15 protein-coding genes and 3 pseudogenes are annotated in these 19,460 nt (G+C 68.3%); 10 read left to right on the top strand and 8 right to left on the bottom strand.

Features of this window, described 5'->3' with window-relative positions:
* The 3 genes from ACFOYX_RS16175 to ACFOYX_RS16185 form a co-directional block, all read right to left on the bottom strand.
* On the bottom strand, nt 1-168 hold a 168-nt coding region (locus ACFOYX_RS16175), incomplete at its 3' end, for a VOC family protein (RefSeq protein ID WP_377534089.1).
* A gap of 103 nt (nt 169-271) precedes the next feature.
* Nucleotides 272-1,333, bottom strand: coding sequence for an SDR family oxidoreductase (locus ACFOYX_RS16180; protein WP_377534087.1), 1,062 nt, complete (start codon nt 1,331-1,333; stop codon nt 272-274).
* 21 nt (nt 1,334-1,354) lie between these two features.
* A complete protein-coding gene (locus tag ACFOYX_RS16185; protein WP_322443297.1) occupies nt 1,355-2,056 on the bottom strand; it encodes an alpha/beta hydrolase in 702 nt (233 codons plus the stop codon).
* Nucleotides 2,057-2,215: 159 nt separating this feature from the next.
* Between ACFOYX_RS16185 and ACFOYX_RS16190 the strand changes: the two genes are divergently transcribed.
* Nucleotides 2,216-3,607 carry a hypothetical protein gene (locus ACFOYX_RS16190; protein ID WP_322443299.1) on the top strand — a complete coding sequence of 464 codons (1,392 nt, stop codon included), beginning with the start codon at nt 2,216-2,218 and terminating at the stop codon, nt 3,605-3,607.
* A gap of 60 nt (nt 3,608-3,667) precedes the next feature.
* Here the strand turns inward: ACFOYX_RS16190 and ACFOYX_RS16195 are convergent, their stop codons facing one another.
* Nucleotides 3,668-3,871, bottom strand: coding sequence for a hypothetical protein (locus ACFOYX_RS16195; protein WP_146231307.1), 204 nt, complete (start codon nt 3,869-3,871; stop codon nt 3,668-3,670).
* Between the two features lie 219 nt (nt 3,872-4,090).
* Here ACFOYX_RS16195 and ACFOYX_RS16200 point away from each other — a divergent pair, with 219 nt between their 5' ends.
* Nucleotides 4,091-5,173, top strand: a complete 1,083-nt coding sequence (locus tag ACFOYX_RS16200) for an acyltransferase family protein (protein ID WP_322443300.1) — start codon at nt 4,091-4,093, stop codon at nt 5,171-5,173.
* Between the two features lie 249 nt (nt 5,174-5,422).
* Here ACFOYX_RS16200 and ACFOYX_RS16205 read toward each other — a convergent pair whose 3' ends face one another.
* Nucleotides 5,423-6,145 carry a TioE family transcriptional regulator gene (locus ACFOYX_RS16205; protein WP_322443301.1) on the bottom strand — a complete coding sequence of 241 codons (723 nt, stop codon included), beginning with the start codon at nt 6,143-6,145 and terminating at the stop codon, nt 5,423-5,425.
* 58 nt (nt 6,146-6,203) lie between these two features.
* Here ACFOYX_RS16205 and ACFOYX_RS16210 point away from each other — a divergent pair, with 58 nt between their 5' ends.
* Complete coding sequence (locus ACFOYX_RS16210; protein ID WP_322443302.1) at nt 6,204-7,406, top strand: erythromycin esterase family protein; 1,203 nt, start codon at nt 6,204-6,206, stop codon at nt 7,404-7,406.
* A 166-nt stretch (nt 7,407-7,572) separates the two neighbouring features.
* Here the strand turns inward: ACFOYX_RS16210 and ACFOYX_RS16215 are convergent, their stop codons facing one another.
* Nucleotides 7,573-7,956 carry a DoxX family protein gene (locus ACFOYX_RS16215; protein WP_322443303.1) on the bottom strand — a complete coding sequence of 128 codons (384 nt, stop codon included), beginning with the start codon at nt 7,954-7,956 and terminating at the stop codon, nt 7,573-7,575.
* Nucleotides 7,957-8,102: 146 nt separating this feature from the next.
* Between ACFOYX_RS16215 and sigJ the strand changes: the two genes are divergently transcribed.
* On the top strand, nt 8,103-9,041 hold the full coding sequence (gene sigJ / locus ACFOYX_RS16220; protein ID WP_322443304.1) for an RNA polymerase sigma factor SigJ: 939 nt from the start codon (nt 8,103-8,105) through the stop codon (nt 9,039-9,041).
* Between the two features lie 384 nt (nt 9,042-9,425).
* Here the strand turns inward: sigJ and ACFOYX_RS16225 are convergent, their stop codons facing one another.
* Nucleotides 9,426-10,766: an FAD-binding oxidoreductase gene (locus ACFOYX_RS16225; RefSeq protein WP_322443305.1), complete on the bottom strand. Its 1,341-nt coding sequence runs from the start codon at nt 10,764-10,766 to the stop codon at nt 9,426-9,428.
* Between the two features lie 702 nt (nt 10,767-11,468).
* Between ACFOYX_RS16225 and ACFOYX_RS16230 the strand changes: the two genes are divergently transcribed.
* The 4 genes and pseudogenes from ACFOYX_RS16230 to ACFOYX_RS16245 form a co-directional block, all read left to right on the top strand.
* Complete coding sequence (locus ACFOYX_RS16230) at nt 11,469-11,759, top strand: nuclear transport factor 2 family protein (protein ID WP_322443306.1); 291 nt, start codon at nt 11,469-11,471, stop codon at nt 11,757-11,759.
* 27 nt (nt 11,760-11,786) lie between these two features.
* Nucleotides 11,787-11,868: pseudogene (locus ACFOYX_RS16235) on the top strand (transposase); the annotation flags it as partial.
* Between the two features lie 67 nt (nt 11,869-11,935).
* Nucleotides 11,936-12,343 (top strand): annotated as a pseudogene (locus ACFOYX_RS16240) (HD domain-containing protein); the annotation flags it as partial.
* A 59-nt stretch (nt 12,344-12,402) separates the two neighbouring features.
* A pseudogene (locus ACFOYX_RS16245) lies at nt 12,403-12,543 on the top strand (IS256 family transposase); the annotation flags it as partial.
* 104 nt (nt 12,544-12,647) lie between these two features.
* Here ACFOYX_RS16245 and ACFOYX_RS16250 read toward each other — a convergent pair.
* Complete coding sequence (locus ACFOYX_RS16250) at nt 12,648-15,041, bottom strand: low temperature requirement protein A (RefSeq protein WP_322475153.1); 2,394 nt, start codon at nt 15,039-15,041, stop codon at nt 12,648-12,650.
* A gap of 586 nt (nt 15,042-15,627) precedes the next feature.
* Here ACFOYX_RS16250 and ACFOYX_RS16255 point away from each other — a divergent pair.
* A complete protein-coding gene (locus tag ACFOYX_RS16255) occupies nt 15,628-15,870 on the top strand; it encodes a hypothetical protein (RefSeq protein WP_322443308.1) in 243 nt (80 codons plus the stop codon).
* 959 nt (nt 15,871-16,829) lie between these two features.
* Complete coding sequence (locus ACFOYX_RS16260) at nt 16,830-18,953, top strand: discoidin domain-containing protein (protein WP_322443309.1); 2,124 nt, start codon at nt 16,830-16,832, stop codon at nt 18,951-18,953.
* The last annotated feature ends 507 nt before the right edge of the window (nt 18,954-19,460 follow it).

A 19,460-nucleotide genomic window follows, 5' to 3' on the forward strand; every position in this document is an offset into this window, starting at 1 on the left:
CAGGAGGATGGACGTGTCGGGCTGGTCGGCGGGTCCGACCGTGATCCAGCGCATCTTGCCCTGTCCGACGTCGTTGCGGACCTCGAAGCCGAGGGTGTCGCGGTAGAAGGCCAGGGAGGCGTCCGGGTCGGTGTGCGGGAGGGAGCTGGTGTGAATGGTGATGTCCATGGCAGTCACGCTAGGTGCGGCTCGGCGGCCGGCGCTTCTCGATTCCTGATCGGTCTGGTGAGGCACATCCGCCCATGCCGTGGCACGGAGCTCGGCCTGCCACTCATCGCCGCCAACGGCGAAGCGCGGCTGCGGCCGTCCCGACCAGCAGTGCGGCAGCGGCTCCCGCCGCGCGCCGGGCTGCCTGTTGCCGGCTGTCCCAGCCGCCGTGGATTGCTTCGAACTCCAGAGCTGGCCGGTGCAGGTTCCCGGCGGTAGCCGGCGCGGGCCGGCGCATGAAGTGCTGCCGGTCGACCTGGATGGCCATCAGCCGCTCGACCAGGCCGGGAGTCAGCCGGGACTGCATCAGCAACGCGTGGGCCGCGGTCCCGACGGCCACCTCCCGCCGGGGCCGCCGCACAAGGTTCACGATGGTCCGCGCGACCCGCTCCGGCGGGTACACCGGCGGCATGGCCCGGACCGCCCGGCCCGTGTAGTTCGCGGCGTGCTGGAAGATCGGCGTGTCGATCGTCGCCGGCAGAACCGTGCACACGTGGATTCCGGATGCGCCCTCCACCTGCAGTTCCTGCCGCAGGCTGCCACTCAACGCCCGGACCGCGAACTTCGACATCGTGTAGGCGTGGGTGTACGGCTGCGTGACCACCCCGACAACCGATGACACATCGACCAGCACGCCATGGCCCTGTTCCCGCATCACGGGCAGTGCCGCACGGGCCCCGTGCACGTAGCCCATCACGTTCACGTCGAGAACCCGCCGAAAGCCTTCCTCCGAAACGTCCTGAAATCGCCCGAAAACGCTCACCGCAGCATTGTTGACCCATACATCGATCCGCCCGTACCGCTGCAGAGTTCGCTGGGCCAACTCCCGCACCGCCTGCGCGTCGCTGACGTCCGTGGGCACCGCAATCGCCGGCCCGCCACGCTCCACGCACTCCTGAACAACGTCGTCCAACGCAGCCTCTCCCCGCGCCGCCAGGGCCAGGGCGTTGCCGTGATCGGCGAAGGCGTGGGCGGTGGCCCGGCCGATGCCGCTGGACGCCCCGGTGACAACAACGACGAGATCCCTTGTCCGCACGGGCCGCGGATACCCCACCCCCGCCAGGTCAACCCCTGTTTCCATCGCACCGGTGCGCGCAATACCAGAAGACGGCAAGGCGCCGCTCACGGTTCAGCGGGCCGATGACAATCAACCGAGCCCGGTCGCGAAGCGGCGCATCGGTTCGGACCAGGCCTTCGGATCCAGCCATGGGAAGGTGTGGGCGCCGGCGACTTCGACGTACTCGCCGGTGGACGGTAGCGCAGCCAGCTGGCGGCCCCACCGGGAAGTGCTGATCATGTCGTCGCGTCCGCGGATCACCAGCAGGGGAACCCTGAAGCGGGTCACGGGTTCCTCGATCGTGTGGTCGAGATGTGCGCGTGCCAGGTGCAGCATGCGGGGAAGCCCTGCCCGCTTCCACTCGGGGCGGTGTGACTGGGTCAGCCCGGGTGGCTCCCGGTGCCCGTCCAGTCGCCAGCGGATGAGCAGACGCAGCGGGCTCCGAGCGACCGGGTCGACCGTGGGGCTGGCCAGGACGACACCACGCACATCGGGGTGGCCGACGGCAGCCTGCGCGGCAACCTGAGTGCCGCTGGAATGGCCGGCGAGTACCACCGGACCGAGTCGCTGGGCGGCGAGCCAGTCCGCGACCGCATCGCCGAACTCCACCACGGTGAGCTCGTGCGGCGGTTCACCGCTGCCGGCAAAGCCGGGTAGTTCGACGAGGTGCGCACGCGTCCACTCGCCGAGAGCGCCGAGGCCCGGCATGAGGTAGTCGGCCACTCCCATGCCCTGGACGAGCACCAGCTCGGGCACATCGGCTCGCGGCTCGCCGACCGCCCGGCTGCGCATCCGACCCAACGGACCGTCGTGGTACGACGTCGTCCCATTCGAGGGAAATGGTGGCGAATACGGCTCCGGCCTCTTCCGCATACCCGCGGTTACCCGACAGCCACGGACGGAACCGGGCGTACCGGATGATTTTCGGGGTAACCGCCCGCGGGAGGTGGGATGAAACTACCCCGCGAGGTGGCGGCATTCGACTCCGCTTCTGCCATGGTCATGGCAACTGCCCGCTACCTTCATCACCGCGACACGCCACCAATGGGCAGGCCTGCGGGGCGACTCTTGCGTCCCCTCGCGACCGCCGCGAACCGGCTTCCGGTCCGGCTCAGAGAGACGATCTACAGCCTGGCCAGCGGAGCCGAGGCGCAGCCGGCGGCACGAATGGCGGCCCTCGACATCGAGCAAGCCGCCGCCTCGATCGTCCGACTCTACCCGCGGCGCCGGTACCCGGCGGTCATCCTCGGCTCGTCCAGCGGAGCGCTCGTGCATCTGTGCGCGGCCCTCGGTATCGCCTGGTTGCCCCAGACGCTTCTGCTCCCGCTGCGTCAACGGCAGGTGCCCCCGGATGATCCGATGCGCGCCCTACACGCCTTCGACGCCACCGCCCAGGCACTGTTGGCACGCAACCCCGACTTCGTCCTGCACCACCTGCATGATCCAAACCAGGATCGGTTGACGTCGCGGCGGATGGCCTATTTCCGCGTCAAACGCACCCGGCTCGGACCCGCGTACGAGCGATTCCTGACCAACACGCTCGATCCCGGCGGCGTGGTCCTGCTCGCCGAGTGCACCCGGCGATGGCCCACCACCCGCGTCGGCGAGCGACACGTCTTCCAGTTCGGTGCCGTCGGCGGACTGCAGCCGTCGCAGTATCGCGAGGGCGATCCCCGAATAGCCGCATACCTACGTCGTTACGGAGTCAAGCGGACACGGTGGGAGGCGCCGACGCCCGACAGCGAAAGCCCTGAGGCGGAATGGGGATTCGAACCGGCGCTACGGGACGACGCGACCGCATTCGCGCGCCGACACGGCTATCAGGTACGGCGGCTGATCTTCGACGACCCCGAGGACCTCAGCCCGCTCATCGCCGACCTCTATCGCTGGTGGTACCGACAACGCGGCCTGCCAACCAACCGACTGCTGGTGGAGTCGTTCATCCTCGCCGACCCCTGGTGGGCTCTCCGGACCGGTTGCGTACCCTACTGGAGCATCTTCCCCGTCCAGAGTTCGGCCGACGCACTCGAGCGCTATCTCGATCAGTCGGACACCTACGACTACTTACACCTCATGCTGTTCTGCCATGGTGTGGAATCCGTGGGACTGGCAAGCGTCGACCAGTGGCGCAGGGTGCTTCAACGTGCGCGAGTGGCGGGATCGTTCGCCGGGACAGAGCCTCGTCGCTACCCGAGCGACCTTGCGACGTTCTTCCGCTACCAGTCGGCTCTGCGGGCCATACCCGACCGGCACCCGATCCCCGAGCCACTCCAGTTGAGGGAGTTCGAAGGATTCTTTGCACAGCGCGGCCACCGCTATCCGGCCGTGAGGATGGAGGGCTGAAGTCCCAGCTTCCATCATCGGCTCAGTTCCCGCCGGTGAACGGCCCCTCTGAGGGCCGTATCACTCTTCATCCTGTTTATCCATCCCGCCGGTAGCCTCGTAGTGCCAGCCGTCATCGGCGCGGCGAGCCCTGCGGTACTCCACGTACCAAGTGCCGTCGGGGGTCTCATGGGTGAATTCCACGAGTTCATCAGGACTGCCGGCTATTGGCCGGTCCACCCCATCGAGTGGCCCGCCGTGCAGGTGCGCAACTGAAGCGGTCATGTCCGCCGGCTACCCACGCAATTGGGGACCATGCGGCCGAAGAGCGGGGCCAGTGGATTGTCCTCGCGGACCCGCCGCTTGCGCCTGTGGCCGGTCGCGTTCGGCGACCTGCACTCCTTGAACGGTGAGCCTGGCAAGGAACAGCGCTCCGCGGGCGGCCTTTGGTGATCCTGCTCACTCCAGCTAGATCGGGTATCGGCCGACCGGCAGCCTGGCCGGGTGACAACCACGGTGATGCCTGAGAGCCCTGGCGTCGCTGTCGCGCCCATCAGGCGCGACCCGTACATCGACAACGTCAAAGGGCTGTTGATCGTCCTGGTCGCGCTCGGCCACATGGTGGGTCAGACGCTCGGCTCCTCGCCAGGTGGCAGGACGATCTACACGTTCATCTACCTGTGCCACATGCCGGCCTTCGTCATGCTTTCGGGGATGCTCTCGGCAACCGAGCTCACCGGCCGTCGTGCGGCGTCGCTGATCCGGGATCTGCTCGCGCCGTACGTGGTGTTTCAGCTGCTTTACATGAGCTTCTACACGGTGATGGACAGGCCGATGCCCTGGACGGTCAACGAGTTCCTCTCCCCGATTTATCACCTGTGGTTCCTGCCCGCTCTGTTCATCTGGCGGATGCTCGCTCCGCTCTTCGCCCAACTTCGCGGAGCGGTCGTCATCGCGATCGTGGTGTCCCTCTCCGCCGGAGCCGCCACGGTGCTCGGCCACGCCCTGTCGTTGGACCGGGTGGCAGGAATGCTGCCCTTCTTCGTCCTCGGCGTCTGGCTCGGTCGCGGCAGGCTCGCGTACCGCCCATCTCCGCTTGTGCGGTTAACCGCGATCGCCGTGCTCATCGCTGCCGCGCCGATGGCCTATCTGGTCGCCTCGCGCCTGTCGAACCTCTGGGTGTACTGGAACCGGGCTTACCAGCGGCTCGGGGTGGAGATGACCGAGGGCGTCCTGATCCGGCTTGGACTGATGGCCGTCGGGTTGGCGATGACATGGGCGATCATGATGCTCGCTCCGCGTCGCCAGACGTTCCTCACGGGTTGGGGAGCCAACTCCATGTACCCGTATCTGCTGCACGGGTTCGTCGTCCTGGCCTTCGCCTGGTCACCCCTCGACGACCAGGTCGACAACATCCCAGCCTTGCTGGTGCTCATCGCCGCGGTCGTTGCGCTGGTCTGGATCACCGCCAGCCGGCCCGTGGTGTGGGCGTTGCGTCCGCTGGTCAGCCCTCCGGTCCGCTGGCTGCTCAGGGACGTCGTCCCCGCGAAGAAACATCAGCCCACGGCGGTGACCAGCCAGAGCTGAGCTCAGCCCGATTCCTCACCCCCGGATCCGGCGGGCAGGTGGTCGAGCACCCAGTCGACGGCGGCGACGGCCCCGTCGGCGACGTGCATCGCCGGCCGATCCACGGCCAGGTAGGCGTGCGGTGCTGGTGCTGACTGGGCCGGTTGCTGTTGCTGTCAGAGTCGGCCGTGAGCAATCACGCACTGCTCGGACGGCTGTCCGTCACGATCACTAAGACACCCCGGAGCTTCGCGGCCAGCAGGCCGCTCGTCATCCGGGCGGAGCAGGGCGGCGGTCGAGATAGGCGTCCAATGCGGCGGCGCCGGCGAGCATGGCGCGGCTCCTGGCCGAGAGGCGGGCGCGCCAGTCGGCCAGCATCGACTCCAGCGGTGCGACGCCTCCGGCGGAGCGGACCTGAGCGATCAGCGGGGCGATCTGCTCCAGCAGGTAGCCACCCCGTCTGAGCTGGTGGGCCAGCAGGGCGTCGCGGACGTCCGCCTCGCTGTAGACCCGGTAGCCCGTCCGCGGGTCGCGGCGCGGCTGGACCAGGCCGGCGCGTTCCCATTTGCGCAGGGTGGCCGGTCGGATGCCGAGCCGCCGCGACAGCGGGCCGACGAACGTGTCACCGCGCTCCCGCGGTACAGGATCGAGGTCGCGAAGCGCGGCTTCGACGGCCTGGAGGGTGCGGCGATCGTCGAGCAGCTGGGCGTGGCTCTCGTCGATGAGCCGGAGCGCGTCCTCGGTCGCGTCCCGGTTGACCGCCTGCATGATCGAGGTGGCCGTCTGGTGGCCGTGTCCTGACACGAGCGCGAGAAACGCGCGGAGGGCCTGCGCGTGCAGCGGCATGTAGGTGCGGTATCCGTGCAGGGTGCGTTCGGCGCCCGGCAGGATTCCGGCCGCCTCGTAGTTCCTGATCGCCTGGGTGGACAGGCCGTGCCCGCGCGCCAGGTCGACCGGCCTGAGCCGTCCACCGTCTTGAAGGTTTCGCCCCACTGTCCTGTCACCATCGCGGAGAAGTTTCAACCGAAGGTTCAACGATACCGTTGAGGGCATGATTGCTGGTACCAAGGACACCGCCCATGCTGTCGAGGCCGCGACCGTCATGCGGCTGCTCCCGACCCGGCCGCGGCTGCTCGCCCTGGGCGAGCCCACCCACGGCGCGGACCTCCTGCTCGACGTACGCAACGAACTCTTCCGGCAACTCGTCGAGCAGGAGGGCTACCGGACGATCGCCATGGAGAGCGACTGCGTGATGGGCCTGGTCGTGGACGACTACGTCACGTCCGGCACGGGCAACCTCGACGAGGTCATGGAGCGCGGCTTCAGCCACGAGTGGGGCGCCTTCCCGGCCAACCGTGAGCTGGTGCGCTGGATGCGCGCGTACAACGACGGCCGGCCCGCGTCCGAGCGGCTGCGCTTCGCCGGTTTCGACGGCCCGCTGGAGATCACCGGCGCCGCGAGCCCCCGGCAGGCCCTCACCGCACTCCACGCCTACCACACCGCCTGGGCCGACGCCGACCTGCTCCCCTGCGCCGCCGATACGCTCGACCGCCTGCTCGGCGCCGACGACCAGTGGACCAACCCCGCCGCGATGATGGACCCATCCCAGTCCGTGGGGCAGACACCCGAGGCCAAGCAGCTGCGGCTGCTCGCCGACGACCTGGTGGCGCTGCTCGACGCGCAGACGCCACAGCTGATCGCGGCGTCCTCACCGGACGACTGGGACCGGGCATGCCTGTACAGGCGCACCGCCACCGGCCTGCTGCGCTACCACTTCTGGATGGCCGACACGTCACCGGGTCGCATGGCGCGGCTGCTGGCTCTGCGGGACTCGATGATGGCCGCCAACCTGTTCGCCATCGCCGAGCGGGGCCCGGCGTTGGTGTCCGCCCACAACGGCCACCTCCAGCGGAACAAGAGCAGGATGCGGATGGGCGACCTGCCGCTGGAATGGTGGAGCGCCGGCGCGATCGTCAGCGCCCACCTGGGCGACGGGTACGCCTTCCTGGCCACAGCCCTCGGCACGATCCGCCACCATGGCGTGGACGCCCCACCTCCGGACACCATCGAGGGGCTGCTGTACGCGCTGCCGGAGGACCGATACGTCGTCGACACCCGCCGACTGGCCACCGTCCTCGGCGACGTGACGCCCGCTCCCCGCGTGTCCCCCTGGTTCGGCTACTCCCCGTTGGACCCGGCCCACGTGGCCAGCAATGATGGGATCGTATTCGTCAAGGACATCCCGGCGGGATGATGTGATGGCTGGGCCGAAACGCGCGGCGGTGCCGGAGATGGGCTGCGGCACCGGTCAGGCGACGCGCTCGCGGTGATCCCACGGGGCGAAGGCCGCGTCGCGGTGCGGCCTTCGCCCCCGGAGACGCGCGTCACATCGGCTTCTCCTTGTGGTGTCGGGCAGTGGGTCAGCCGGTCAGGGAGTGCGGGCCGAAGCGGCCCCACGCCACGAAGACGGCCAGGGCCAGGTAGGCCACATTTGCCAGGATCGGCTTGGCCTCGTGACGGTGCAGGTGCGTGATGATGGCGCCGATCATCAGCAACACCAGGCCGACGGCGGCCACCGGCACGAGAACCGGCGCGATGTCGAGCATGGCTGGCAGGACCAGGCCCATCGCGGCCAGGACCTCGAGGGCGCCGATGGCCTTGACGGTGCCGGCGTTGACGTCCTCGACCCATCCCCCGCCGGGGGCGGCGGCCAGTCTCCTCCTGGGCAGGGCCAGCTTGATGGCGCCGCCGGCCAGGAAGGCAACGGCCAGCAGCCCAGCGACGATCCACAGAGCAATGTTCATGGGGCACTCCTCGCACGTCATGCGGTGTCAGCAGTACGACGACGAGAGCCTCCCTACTGTGAGGCCGCGCGCCAACCTCACAATTCCGTGTGCTGTCTCGTCGAGTTGGTGAGGAGAGCGACGAGGCACAGGGAGCCGGCGACACCATGACCACACAGTCCGAGCCAGAAGGCGGCCAGCTCGACCCGGGACTGAGCGCGATCATCAGCGAGCGGCGCCGGCTGGTCAACCTCGCGTATCGGCTACTCGGCTCCCTGGCGGAAGCCGAGGATGCCGTACAGGAAACGTACGCCCGCTGGTACGCCATGACTGCGCGGCAGCAGGACGCCATCGAGTCTCCCGCCGCCTGGCTGACGACGGTCGCCAGCACTATCTGCCTCGACGTGCTTCGCTCGGCCCGGACCCGACGGGAGCGCTACGTGGGCGAGTGGCTCCCGGAGCCGCTGCCCGACCATACGGAGTGGATCAGCGGGCGGCCGGGCGGGGCCACGGCCGATCCGGCCGACCGGGTCACCCTCGACGAGTCGGTCAACATGGCCTTCCTCGTCGTGCTCGAGTCGATGACCCCGGCCGAGCGCGTCGCGTTCATCCTGCACGACGTCTTCCGGTACCCCTTCCCCGAAGTGGCCAGGATCGTGGGACGAACGCCGGCGGCGTGTCGCCAGCTGGCCTCGTCGGCCCGCCGCCGCATCGCGGCGCCGCAGGTTCCCGCGACCCCCGTGGTCCAGCACGGCGCCGTCGTCATCAGGCACCTCAGGCAGGCATGGGAAGCCAAGGACGTCAACGCCCTCATCGGCCTGCTGGACCCCGACGCTACCGCAACCGCCGACGGCGGCGGCCTGGCAGCCGCCGCGCTCCATCCCGTGGAAGGCGGCGAGCAGGTCGCGCGCTACCTGGTCGACATCGCCGGCCGGGTAGCCGGCCTGACGATCCTGGAGCGTACGGTCAACGGTCAGCCAGGTCTGGTAGTTCAGCACGAGGGCGTCACCGCGGCGGTGCTGGCCTTCGACGTCGCAGGCGACCGGGTCAAGCGCATCTGGGTGGTGCGCAACCCCGAGAAGCTCCAGCTCTGGACGGCGTACTGACCGCGTCTCCGCGACCGACCCGGCGGGTGCTACCTGACCGCCGCTCGCAGGACGAACTGTCTCTCGGCACCGGTGAACGTGGGTGCTGACGCGTTACCGCTCGACGCCGATCCGGCGCTGGCAGCGCAGGCCGTGGCGGAGTTCGGGCTCGATCAGCTGCGGGGACTGATCGAACTGTCAGAACTATGCAGGCGGCGCCCCTTCGGCGTCCATGAGCGCAAGGAGGCCTACGGCCCCACTCCGCCGCCGCGTATGCACGGTCGGGGGTGGGGCCGTCGTCCTGCCAGAAGGAACTTCCGCGGGCGGTCTTCGGTGTCCCGGGGTCGGTCGCGGGTCAGGCCGCCGGGGCCGCGGGTGTGTCGGATCTGCCTGCCCGCCAACGGCCTACTGAGGCCGGATGTTGTGGTTATGGGCGAACAAGTTGGCGGGGTCGTACTGACGCTTGACCGCCGCAAGCCGCTGGTAGGTCTCCGTTGGATAGATCGCCGCGACGTCCTCGTCGGTGGCAGTGGCGAGAAAGTTCGCGTAGGCGCCATTGACGTGGGGTGCGAGTCTCCGCCAAATCGCTTCCAGCGCTGGACGAGTGGCCTCGACGACCGGCTCCGGGCCCGCGGTGGTGGTCACGAACATCAACTCGGCTTGGCGGTGCGTGTAGGCGGTGGCGTCGTCGGGGACTCGGGATACCGCACCGCCGACGCTGCGAACGGCGATGAACGGCGACCCCTCCGCTGCCCCGACCTCGGTAAGGATCTGCAGGACCTCGGATACCGATTCCTTCTCGACAAACGCGCTCCGGGTGAGGAACTGGATGCCCGGCGGCGGGGGCACGCCGTCCACGAGCGTGTCCGCATAAGGCCTCAGGGCGACGTCGTCGTCAATCAGCGTGCCGAGCCGGCGGATCGGGTCGATTGCGTGGGCCGCGAGCGCCGGGTCATCGCCGTCGAAGGCGACGTAGATCTCCACCGGCGCTTCGGGTCCGCCGGCCAGCGGATTGGCGAGGTTCGCGGTGGAGGTGAGCGCTTCGGGCGCGGTACGGAGGCAGTCCGCCCAACCCTGCAGCACGCTGCCCGCCTCCGACGCCGGAAAGGCAATCCTGCCGTAGAAGACGTCCGTCGTCGGATGTGCCACGAACTGGAAGGCGGTGACGATCCCGAAGTTGCCGCCGCCACCGCGAATCGCCCAGAACAGCTCCGGGTTCTCCTCCGCGCTTGCGTGCACGAGCGCTCCGTTGGCAGTGACCACCTCCGCGGCGACCACGTTGTCCAGGGCCAGACCGTACTTCCTGACCTTCCAGCCGATGCCACCGGCCAACGTCAGCCCGCCGACACCGACGCTCTTGTTGTCGCCCGAGGAGATCGCCAGGCCATGCGGGGCGAGAGCGGCCGCGACCTGACCCCAAGTGGCGCCGCCGCCGATACGCACGAGATGACGTTCCTTGTCGATGAGCTCCACGCTTGTGAGCTTGCTGAGGTCGATCACGATGCCGCAGTCGTTGCTGCCGAAGCCCGGAAAGCTGTGGCCGCCACCTCGCACGGACAGCACAAGTCCTGCGCTGGCCGCGAACCTGACACCTACTTGCACGTCCCCGACGCTCTTGGGCCGCAGAACATAGGCCGGACTACCGGAAGCGAATACCGAGCGGCTCGCCGATTCGTACTCCGCTCCGCCCGGTTCGATGATGTCGCCGCCGAAGTCGCGGCGAAGCCTTTCATCCGGTGAGCTCATGATGTTCCTTCCACGCGGGAGAATCTGATTCGTACGTGGGAGTGACGAGATGGCTCGGCAAAGATGTGAGCCCCGCCGACTGTGACCTGCGTCTCCCACCCGGACGCTTGTGGCCGCCATGGCGGTCAAGGAATGCGTCAAGGTAGTGGACCTGTGGCAGATGCGACGGGATGTGGCAGCAGGTCAACGTCGAGTGCCTGCAGCGAAGCGAGGAACTGCGGCGTGGGGCCCGAACTCGTCAGAACTCGAGGGTACGGAGACCGAGAAGCCGCACCCAACCACGCCGAAGGTGAGCCCCACCTCCCCGCCGGGGAGCCACCCATCGGTGGCCAGGTCGTAGGCATCGGCCGCCCACACATCGATGATGGGGGACATCGCGCGCGTCGCAGATGACCCGGTAGGCGGTGCCGACAAGGTACCGCTTCAGGCAGCGGATGAATCCTGACTTGGGATAGTCCTTCATCGGTCCGCCGCTGCAGGTGGGCGCGGCGTCCTGACCAGCACCGCCCGCGTACACGGGGCCATCACAGCGGCCCGCCTGATGCGCGTAGGCGTTCCTCGAGCAGTGCGCACAGCTGTTCTAGCGTCCGCGCCGTACGCCGCAGTTCGTCCGCGCCGAGGACGTCCGCGGCGTGGCGTTCCGTGTCGGTGCGGTGGCGCCGTCCCCGTTTGACGAGTGCCTGACCTGCCGGGGTGAGGGCGATGCGTCTCCGCGCCGCGTACCGGGCCGCCTGGGCGGTTAGTGACGCGCAACCGCAGGAGGTGTGTGAGGTGGCCGTTCATTCCTGCGCGGACGGCGAGGTGCTGGTCGTCGAACAGGTCGTCCGCGGTGTCCTGCGGTCCACCGGTCAGCCGTTCGAGTTTCCGGGTGTGCTCGTGCTACGCGTGCGCGACGGCGAGATCGTCCACGCGTGGGACTACATGGACGGATTGGGCATAGCGCACGCCTTGGGACGCCTGCCGGTGGTGGTGAAAGCGCTGACGCAGCGGTGAACCGAGATCACGCGCCCCTCGGAAGTGGCGAACTGCCAGATCGGGGTGAGTGTCCACGCGGTAACCGGCACCGCCTCGTGTCCTCTGGATTGGCGGTTGTATCTGCCGACGTCGTGGACGACCAGGCCATCGAGGAGACTGACCGCTTCCGAGGTGGCGCTCGAGTTGGGCGGCCGGAGCCGGCCCGGGTGTCGATGCTGTGCGTTCTGCACGACACCCAGGAAACCCGGATCACCGACATCCCGCACATCGCCAAGCGCTACCTCACCGCCGCACCCAACACCACCGTCACCGCCGACCAGGTCGCCACCTGCCCACCGGCAGTCGCCGACGTCATCACCGCCGCCGTTGCGGAATACGAAGCGGGTGAGACACCAGAAGCCGTGGTCGCTCGCGACGCTGACAAGCTGGAATGCCTCGTCCAAGCGGTTGAGTACCGCCATCAGGGCATCGACAACGTCCAGCGCTGGATTGACAGCTCACGAGCGGCGCTCAAGACCGCGAGCGCCCACCGCCTCGCCGACGCAGCCCTCAGCGGACAACCCCTCGCCTGGCTCACTCCCCGCCGCCGGAGTAAGCCCTAGCCACTTGGCGTTGACCTCCCGCCGAGGCTCATGGCTCCAATCCGCAACGAGCAGGCCGCGCTAAGTGCCTCTACCTCGTGACCCGGTCCCTTGACACGACCGGCGCCGGCAGAACCCGATGGACGATGCGCTGGAAACCCGCGTTGAACGCCTTCGCCATCACCTTCATCGACCGCTTCCCGGCCGCTGAGACCTACTAACAAGATCGCCGGAAACACCGTTCGCGAGACAGCCCCGGACGTGACCGTAGGTAGCGCGGCTCGGACGATGGCGGTGGGGATCGCGGCGGGTTGGCTGATGGGGTTCATGGGCGGTTGCTGGTCAGGATGGCTGAGGGTGGTGGCTCGTGTAGCCGCCGCCGTAGCTCGGCGGCGTGGTGGGAGTCGATCATCATGACGGCGGCGGTGGCGGCCGTCAGGATGGTCAGCGCCCACAGCGGCGGCAGTGGGCTGGTCACCGGCGCGAGGATCGCCACCAGCAGGATTCCGGTGGCCCGGACCCAGCGGATCTGGTGCCGCGTGCGCCACCAGAATGCCTGGTTGGCGAGGAGATAGACGAGCACTCCGGCGAAGAGGATGGCGTGCCCCAGCGGGGTACGCGCCGGTCCTGACGGGTCGCTGACCACGTCGAGGGTCTTCCGTATGCCGAAGGAAAGCAGCGTCAGCCCGACGATCATGGGCAGGTGCAGGTAGGCGTATGCGTCGCGCGCCAGCGCGGCCCGCTGGTTGCCGGTCCGGTCTTGCGTGACGCGCTCTCCGACGATGGCGTCCGTGTCGAAGTACGCCCACCACAGCGTGGCCAGCAGGACCATGCTGGTGGCGCTGGCGACGATCACCGACCAGGAAATCGCGCGGCCAAAGACGGCCACCCCCGCCGAAATGATCGACTCGCCCAGTGCGATGAGAATGATCAGGGCGTACCGGTCGGTCCAGTGTTTGGCCGAACTCACCTGCCAGAACCGCTGGACGACGAAGTAGCCCCCGGCGAGGTCGACGACGATGGCCGCCAGCCAGAGGCTCGCCGCGAGCGGGCTCAGCTCCTCCGGGGCATGCGGCCGCGAGGAAGCCAGCGCGGCGAACAACAACAGGACGAGCGCGGCCGCCGTCGGAACGCCCGCCCGCAGCATCCGGGCGTGTGGTGCCCGATCCGGACGGACGACCAGCCGGAGCGCGATCAGGTGCAGCACGCGCAGCGCGATGTAGCAGACCACGACGATCATCGGACCGGGCAGGCCGTCGGGTACAACGTCGAACGCCTGTGGGATAGCGATGCCGATCGTTAGGGTCAGCGCCACGACCAGCAGGACACTCAACCGGACGGGGATGGACTCGCTTCGAAGGACGTTCCCTACCTGGGTGTAGAGGGACCAGGCGACCCACAGCAGGCTGAGCACGGCCAGGGCCTGGGCGACCCCGACCCCGGTGGGGTGCCGGGTCATCAACACGGTGACCTGGATGAACGTGTAGACGACCACCAGATCGAGGAAGAGTTCCTTTGGTGTGACCCCGGTGGTGGCGGCATGGATCGCCGCCTCCGCCGCCTGCCTGTGCAGCAAGTGATGCCGCCGGCGGAAGACGGTGAGGTCGGCCAGGACCATACTGGTGAGAACGGCGGCGAGCAGCCCCACCGCGCCCACTGGCGGCAGGCGGACCGCGACCGGAGCCAAGGTGGTCACCAGGACGATCCCCAGCAACGGGCTACGACCCAGCAGGCGGATGGTGCGGTGCTCGAGGGCCACCAGCCCGAGCAGGTAGACCAGGACACCTCCGTAGAGGACGAGTGTGCTCAGCTGGTCCCACCGGTACGCGGTGGCGGGTTCGACCGAACTCAAGGCGCGTTTGAGCCCCAGCGCGATGAGGACGAGACCGATGATCATGACGACGTGCAGGACGCTATATGCGTCCCGGCCGAGTCGTGACCTGGTGGCTGCCGGCCACCGCTGCAGCGCCTGCTCGGCGGCGAATCCGGCGATGTCGAAGTAGCGCCACCAGAGTACTGCCACGACGACGAGGCTCAGGGCGGAGCCCCCGATCACCGACCAGGTGATCGGTGGGTCACCGATGAGGCCACGGGCAGTGCCGATCGAGATGATCGTCTCGCCCAACGCTATGAGCACGACCAGCCGGTGCCGCTCGGCCCAGTGCGGGACGGACACGATCCGCCAGTTGTCCGCGCCGAGCGCCCGCACGCCGATGAAATCGACGACGGTGGCGGTGAAGAACAGGGCCAGTTGGACGGACCCACCGTCGACGCCCGCGGGCAGGTGGCGAGGGAGTAGCGCACCGCACAGCAGCAGGACCGCGCCGCCGGAGAACGGCAACCATGCGCGTAGAAGGGGTCCTCGGGTCCCACCCGAAACGGTGTACGTCAACATCAGTAGCGCGAAGAGCTGGGCCAGCAGGAAGGCGACGACGAAGATCAACGGCCCGAACAAGCCACCTGGCCGATCGGTGAAGGTCACCGGCGCGGCGATCCCGGTCACCAGGATGGTCGCGGCCACCCCGAAGATGAGCGGCCGCATTATTCCCTTGTCCAACCTGACGAGGTTGCCGAGCACGGTGTACGAGCTCCAGGCCCGCCACAGCAACAGGACCACCAGAACGCCCTGGAACAGGCCCTCGATCCGGAAGTTCTCCGCCACGAGGTCCGTCACGCTCAGGAACGCGTACACGAACACCAGGTCGAGGAACAGCTCCAACCGGGTCACCCCGGGGCCCCCGGGGGACAGTTGAATGCCCCCGAGGAATCGCGCAGGACGCTCACCGGAATGCCCCGCCAACCGGCTCCTGGTCACCTCCCCACTCTGCCAAGCGGTGGGCGGACGGAGGCCGAATTCAGCCAGCCCGCACGCAGCCCGCTGGGATCACCGTCCGTCATACAGGCCTTCACATATGCGACCGCCGACCGTGGCCACCTTCCCAGGCCGTTCGTCATGTCGGTCGAGGGTGAGCACAAGTGGCGGCGCATGCCAGGCGGCAGATGCTGCCAGGTCGGCCGCGATCGACCGGGCTCGGCCCGGCAGCCCCCGCCACGCAACCGTGCCAGCAGCGTCCCCTGCAGGCGCCACCACACGCCCTGCTCCTGTCAGTGGGCCACCGGTTCGTAGCACGAACAAGATTCCTGCCCGGGCTGCCCCTCATCAGGAGCGGGTCGTCGGGGACAGCGGGACCGGCGAGCAATGCCTGCAGGAGCGTTCCCACGGCGAATCGTTCCTCGACCTGGCTACCCACCGGTTCGGGTCGCGTGGACTGTACCTGCTCGACGAGCCGGAGGCGCCGCTGTCGGTGCACGGCTGCCTGGCGATGCTCACCCGGATCCGCGACCTCGCTGAGACCGGTTCGCAGTTCGTCGTGGCCACCCATTCACCGATCCTGCTGGCCGTGCCGCACGCGCGGACCCTGCAGATCGATGTCACCGGCACCATCAGCGAGGTCAGCTACGACGAGGCGCAGCCGGTGGTGTTGACCCGCTCGTTCCTGGCCGACCCGCAGCGGTACCTGCACTACCTGTTCGGCGACGACCGTTGACCCGCACCGCTGGACCGGAACATGCAGGCGCCGCCCGGCCCGCGGCAGGTCCCGAAGGGTGGGCATAGAGCCGGCCGGCTCCCTCGAACGTCCCGCGTTCGAGGTGCGCGGCCTCCCGCGGCTTCTGCGGGTGGAGCCCGGCGAGCGACGGAGAGCCTCCGAGTGGTTGCCCTCCGGTGCAGGCGAGCTATTCGGCGTCGTCGCTGTCGGTGACCCGAGGTGGCCGGTGCTCGGCGATCCACGCCTCAACGTCGGCGCGCAGCCAAACCGTGGTCCCATGCAGGCGTTGGAACGGCTCCGGGAAGAGGCTGGCCAAGCGGCTTGGCCTGCAGCCGGTATCGCTGCTGCACTGCTTCATCGATGTTGACTGCGAGCCGCTGGTCGACCGGTTGGTCGGGCTGTGCCGTGAGGCACAGCGGGTACGGCGCGACATCTGGTTCCACGGCGTTGCTCCTCAGCCGGTATCGCGGGCGGGACGACCGACCCACGTCCGCGACGGAGCAGCAACCGCCGCCATGCGGCGTTGACGGCATCCCTGGTGACGCCCGCCAGAACACACACGAATTTGGGCAAGTCGGGCACCGGCAGGGCTGGTGATCGACCGTGCGACTCGTGGCATGACAGCGCACCGCGAGGCGTGCGACAAGTACCAGCGGGCAGCCTGACACCGATCAACGAAGCCGCAGATCATGCCCGCACGTCGCGCTCTGGCACGGCACTCGGTCAATGGCCCTTGACGGTGCCATAAGTTAAATGTGTAAATAATTCGACACTTGAATGAAGTCCCGAATCCTCGCGCCGCGCGCGGAACGTTCCCGGATCGGGGCGCAGCCATGCAACGAAGGGATCACGAGGTGTCACGAAGAGGGCTAGGCGTCGGGCTGGTCACTGCACTGTCCCTACTCGTGCTTTGTCCGGCCGAAACGTCCGCCGCAGCAAGCGCGCCAGCGGGGGTTTCCGTGTTTCTCACCGACCTCGGCACCAAGACCTACCTGTCGCGCCAATCCACCGTGTCGTGGCATGGCGGGCAGGCCCCGCAGGGACCGACGATCACCGTCGACAGCCAGCGGCGGTATCAGGAGATCACCGGCTTCGGGGCGTCGTTCACCGACTCCTCCGCCTGGCTCGTCGGCACCCGCCTCGACAGCGCGCAGCGCGACGCGGTGATGCGCGACCTGTTCAGCCGCCAGGGCATCGGCTTGAGCTTCCTGCGCCAGCCGATGGGCTCCAGTGACTTCGCGGTGAACGGGAACTACTCGTACGACGACATGCCAGCCGGCCAGACCGATCCGACACTCGCCCATTTCTCCATCGACCACGACCGGGCATACATCATCCCGGTGCTCAAGCAAGCCCGTCAGCTCAACCCGGAGCTGACCGTGATGGCGTCGCCGTGGAGCCCGCCAGGCTGGATGAAGACCAGCGACTCGATGATCGGCGGGACGCTCAAGCCGGACGCCTACCAGCCGCTGGCCGACTACTTCACGAAGTTCCTCGAAGGCTACGCGGAGGCAGGGGTTCCCGTCCGCTACATCACCCCGCAGAACGAGCCGCTCTACGTACCCTCCGGATATCCGGGTATGTCGCTCAGCGCCGAGCAGCAGAACAACCTGATCAAGAACTACCTCGGCCCGGCACTACGCGACCGCGAACTGCAGACCGGGATCCTTGGTTACGACCACAACTGGGATGTCGTCAGCTATCCGGAAACCATGTACGCCGACCCGGCCGCGACTGGGTTCGTCGCCGGCACGGCGTGGCACTGCTACGGCGGTGACGTGCGGGCCCAGGCCGTGTCGCACAACAACTACCCCAACAAGCCGGCGTGGCACACGGAGTGTTCGGGCGGCACGTGGGAGGGCGACGAGCAGGCCGCTTTCGCCGCGGCGCTGGGCCTGGTCATCAACAGCACCCGTGACTGGGCAAAGGGTGTCATCCGCTGGAACATCGCCCTGGATCAGAACAACGGACCGACCAACGGCGGCTGCCCGACCTGCCGCGGCGTCGTGACGGTCGCGCAGGACGCGGCCGGCCACTGGTCGTACACCAAGACCGTCGACTACTGGGCCCTCGGTCACGCCAGCAAGTTCGTGCGTCCGGGCGCCCGCCGGGTGGCGTCCAACTCCCTTGGGGCCGGTGACGTGCAAGACGTCGCCTTCGTCAACCCCGATGGTTCCACGGCGCTGGTCGCGTTCAACTCCGCGAACAGCCAAAAGACGTTCCGCGTGCAGTGGGGCAACAAGTGGTTCACCTACAGCCTTGCCGGCGGGGCGGCGGCCACGTTCACCTGGACCGGCACCCAGCATGGCACTGTGGACCCAGCCGCGATCGGCTCGGTTGACATTCCGCTCGAGAACCCGAACGGGACGCGAGCGCTGATCAGTTACGACGCTGGAATGCTGGCTCACCAGGCTCAGGTGCGGGTCGGCAACCAGTGGCTCGGCTACACGCTCCCCGCCGGCGCGTCGCTCACCCCTCCGACGACCGCAGTGCCGTTGCCGCGTGGCGCGTGGACGGTGTCGGCATCGGCGAGCAATGCCACCGAGCCACCTGATAAGGCGATCGACGGCGACCCAGCCACGCGGTGGAGCACGGGTCGCGGCATGCGGCCCGGCGACTGGTTCCAGGTCGACCTCGGCTCGGAGCAGACGTTCAACCAGGTCGTCCTGGACACGACGGGAAGCAGCGGCGACTCCCCGCGGGGGTACGAGCTCTTTGTGTCCAACGACGGCACGAACTGGGGCCAGCCGATCGCGACCGGACCGGGCAGCCCGGTGGCCAAGATCCTTATTCCGCAGGTCACGGGCCGCTACATCCGGGTGGTGAACCAGGGCGATGCCGGCAACTGGTGGTCGATCCACGAGCTGAACGTGCTCGGGCCCGCCGGTCCGGCGAGCGTGGCGGCAGGCTCGGACAGCGGCGTTCAGCGCAAGACGGCCGTGCTGCCCGACGGCACACAGCTTCTCGTCGTGTATAACTCGGGCCGCTCGGTCGCCACGTTCGACGTGCCGTGGGGAGACACGACCTACGCCTACCGCCTGCCGGCCGGCGCCGCCGCGATTTTTACGACGCGCCAAGGCTAATCGGTGGCGCTGTGCCGGCCGGAGCATCCCTGGCCGGCACCGCGCCCTCGCCAGTAGACCTGAGGCACGGATGCGGCCCTGACCAGCGGTGCCTCAGGTTTGGCGGCGAACTATGCCGGGTTCGGTCGTCGAACCTGAGGCAGTTCAGCAGATTTGCAGATCATCACCCAGAAGGTGACGTGAACCGAACAACAAACGCCGACGCGGTCCCGCAACACTTTCAAACCGAACCAGCGGCACCCGCTTCTTGAGGTTCAGACGTCGTGCGCCTGCTGGTTCGGCAAGCCTCCGCGATCCGCTGCTCTGAAGCCCGCAGCAACCGCGGACCGCACTACTCGCGGCAAATCCGTGCATGTGACCTTGGCTTCGGGCTTCGACGGCCGCTGGCAGAATGCAACCGGTTTCTCGGACGAATTGGACGGAATCCGCGGGTTACGCGAAGACCGCGTCCTCAGGCGAACTCGCGCGCGGTGGATTCCAGCCTCTCGCGGTAGGCGGCCCACCACG

This window comes from Micromonospora sp. GCM10011541, assembly GCF_042650725.1.
In the GTDB taxonomy this organism is placed as follows: domain Bacteria; phylum Actinomycetota; class Actinomycetes; order Mycobacteriales; family Micromonosporaceae; genus Micromonospora; species Micromonospora sicca.

Bases quoted from the DNA above. Each gene is read 5' to 3' on its own strand.
- ACFOYX_RS16225 (WP_322443305.1), bottom strand. From the start codon at position 10,766: ATGAGCTCACCGGATGAAAGGCTTCGCCGCGACTTCGGCGGCGACATC.
- ACFOYX_RS16195 (WP_146231307.1), bottom strand. From the start codon at position 3,871: ATGACCGCTTCAGTTGCGCACCTGCACGGCGGGCCACTCGATGGGGTG.
- sigJ (WP_322443304.1), top strand. From the start codon at position 8,103: ATGACCACACAGTCCGAGCCAGAAGGCGGCCAGCTCGACCCGGGACTG.
- ACFOYX_RS16185 (WP_322443297.1), bottom strand. From the start codon at position 2,056: ATGCGCAGCCGGGCGGTCGGCGAGCCGCGAGCCGATGTGCCCGAGCTG.
- ACFOYX_RS16215 (WP_322443303.1), bottom strand. From the start codon at position 7,956: ATGAACATTGCTCTGTGGATCGTCGCTGGGCTGCTGGCCGTTGCCTTC.
- ACFOYX_RS16190 (WP_322443299.1), top strand. From the start codon at position 2,216: ATGAAACTACCCCGCGAGGTGGCGGCATTCGACTCCGCTTCTGCCATG.
- ACFOYX_RS16210 (WP_322443302.1), top strand. From the start codon at position 6,204: ATGATTGCTGGTACCAAGGACACCGCCCATGCTGTCGAGGCCGCGACC.
- ACFOYX_RS16230 (WP_322443306.1), top strand. From the start codon at position 11,469: ATGCGTCTCCGCGCCGCGTACCGGGCCGCCTGGGCGGTTAGTGACGCG.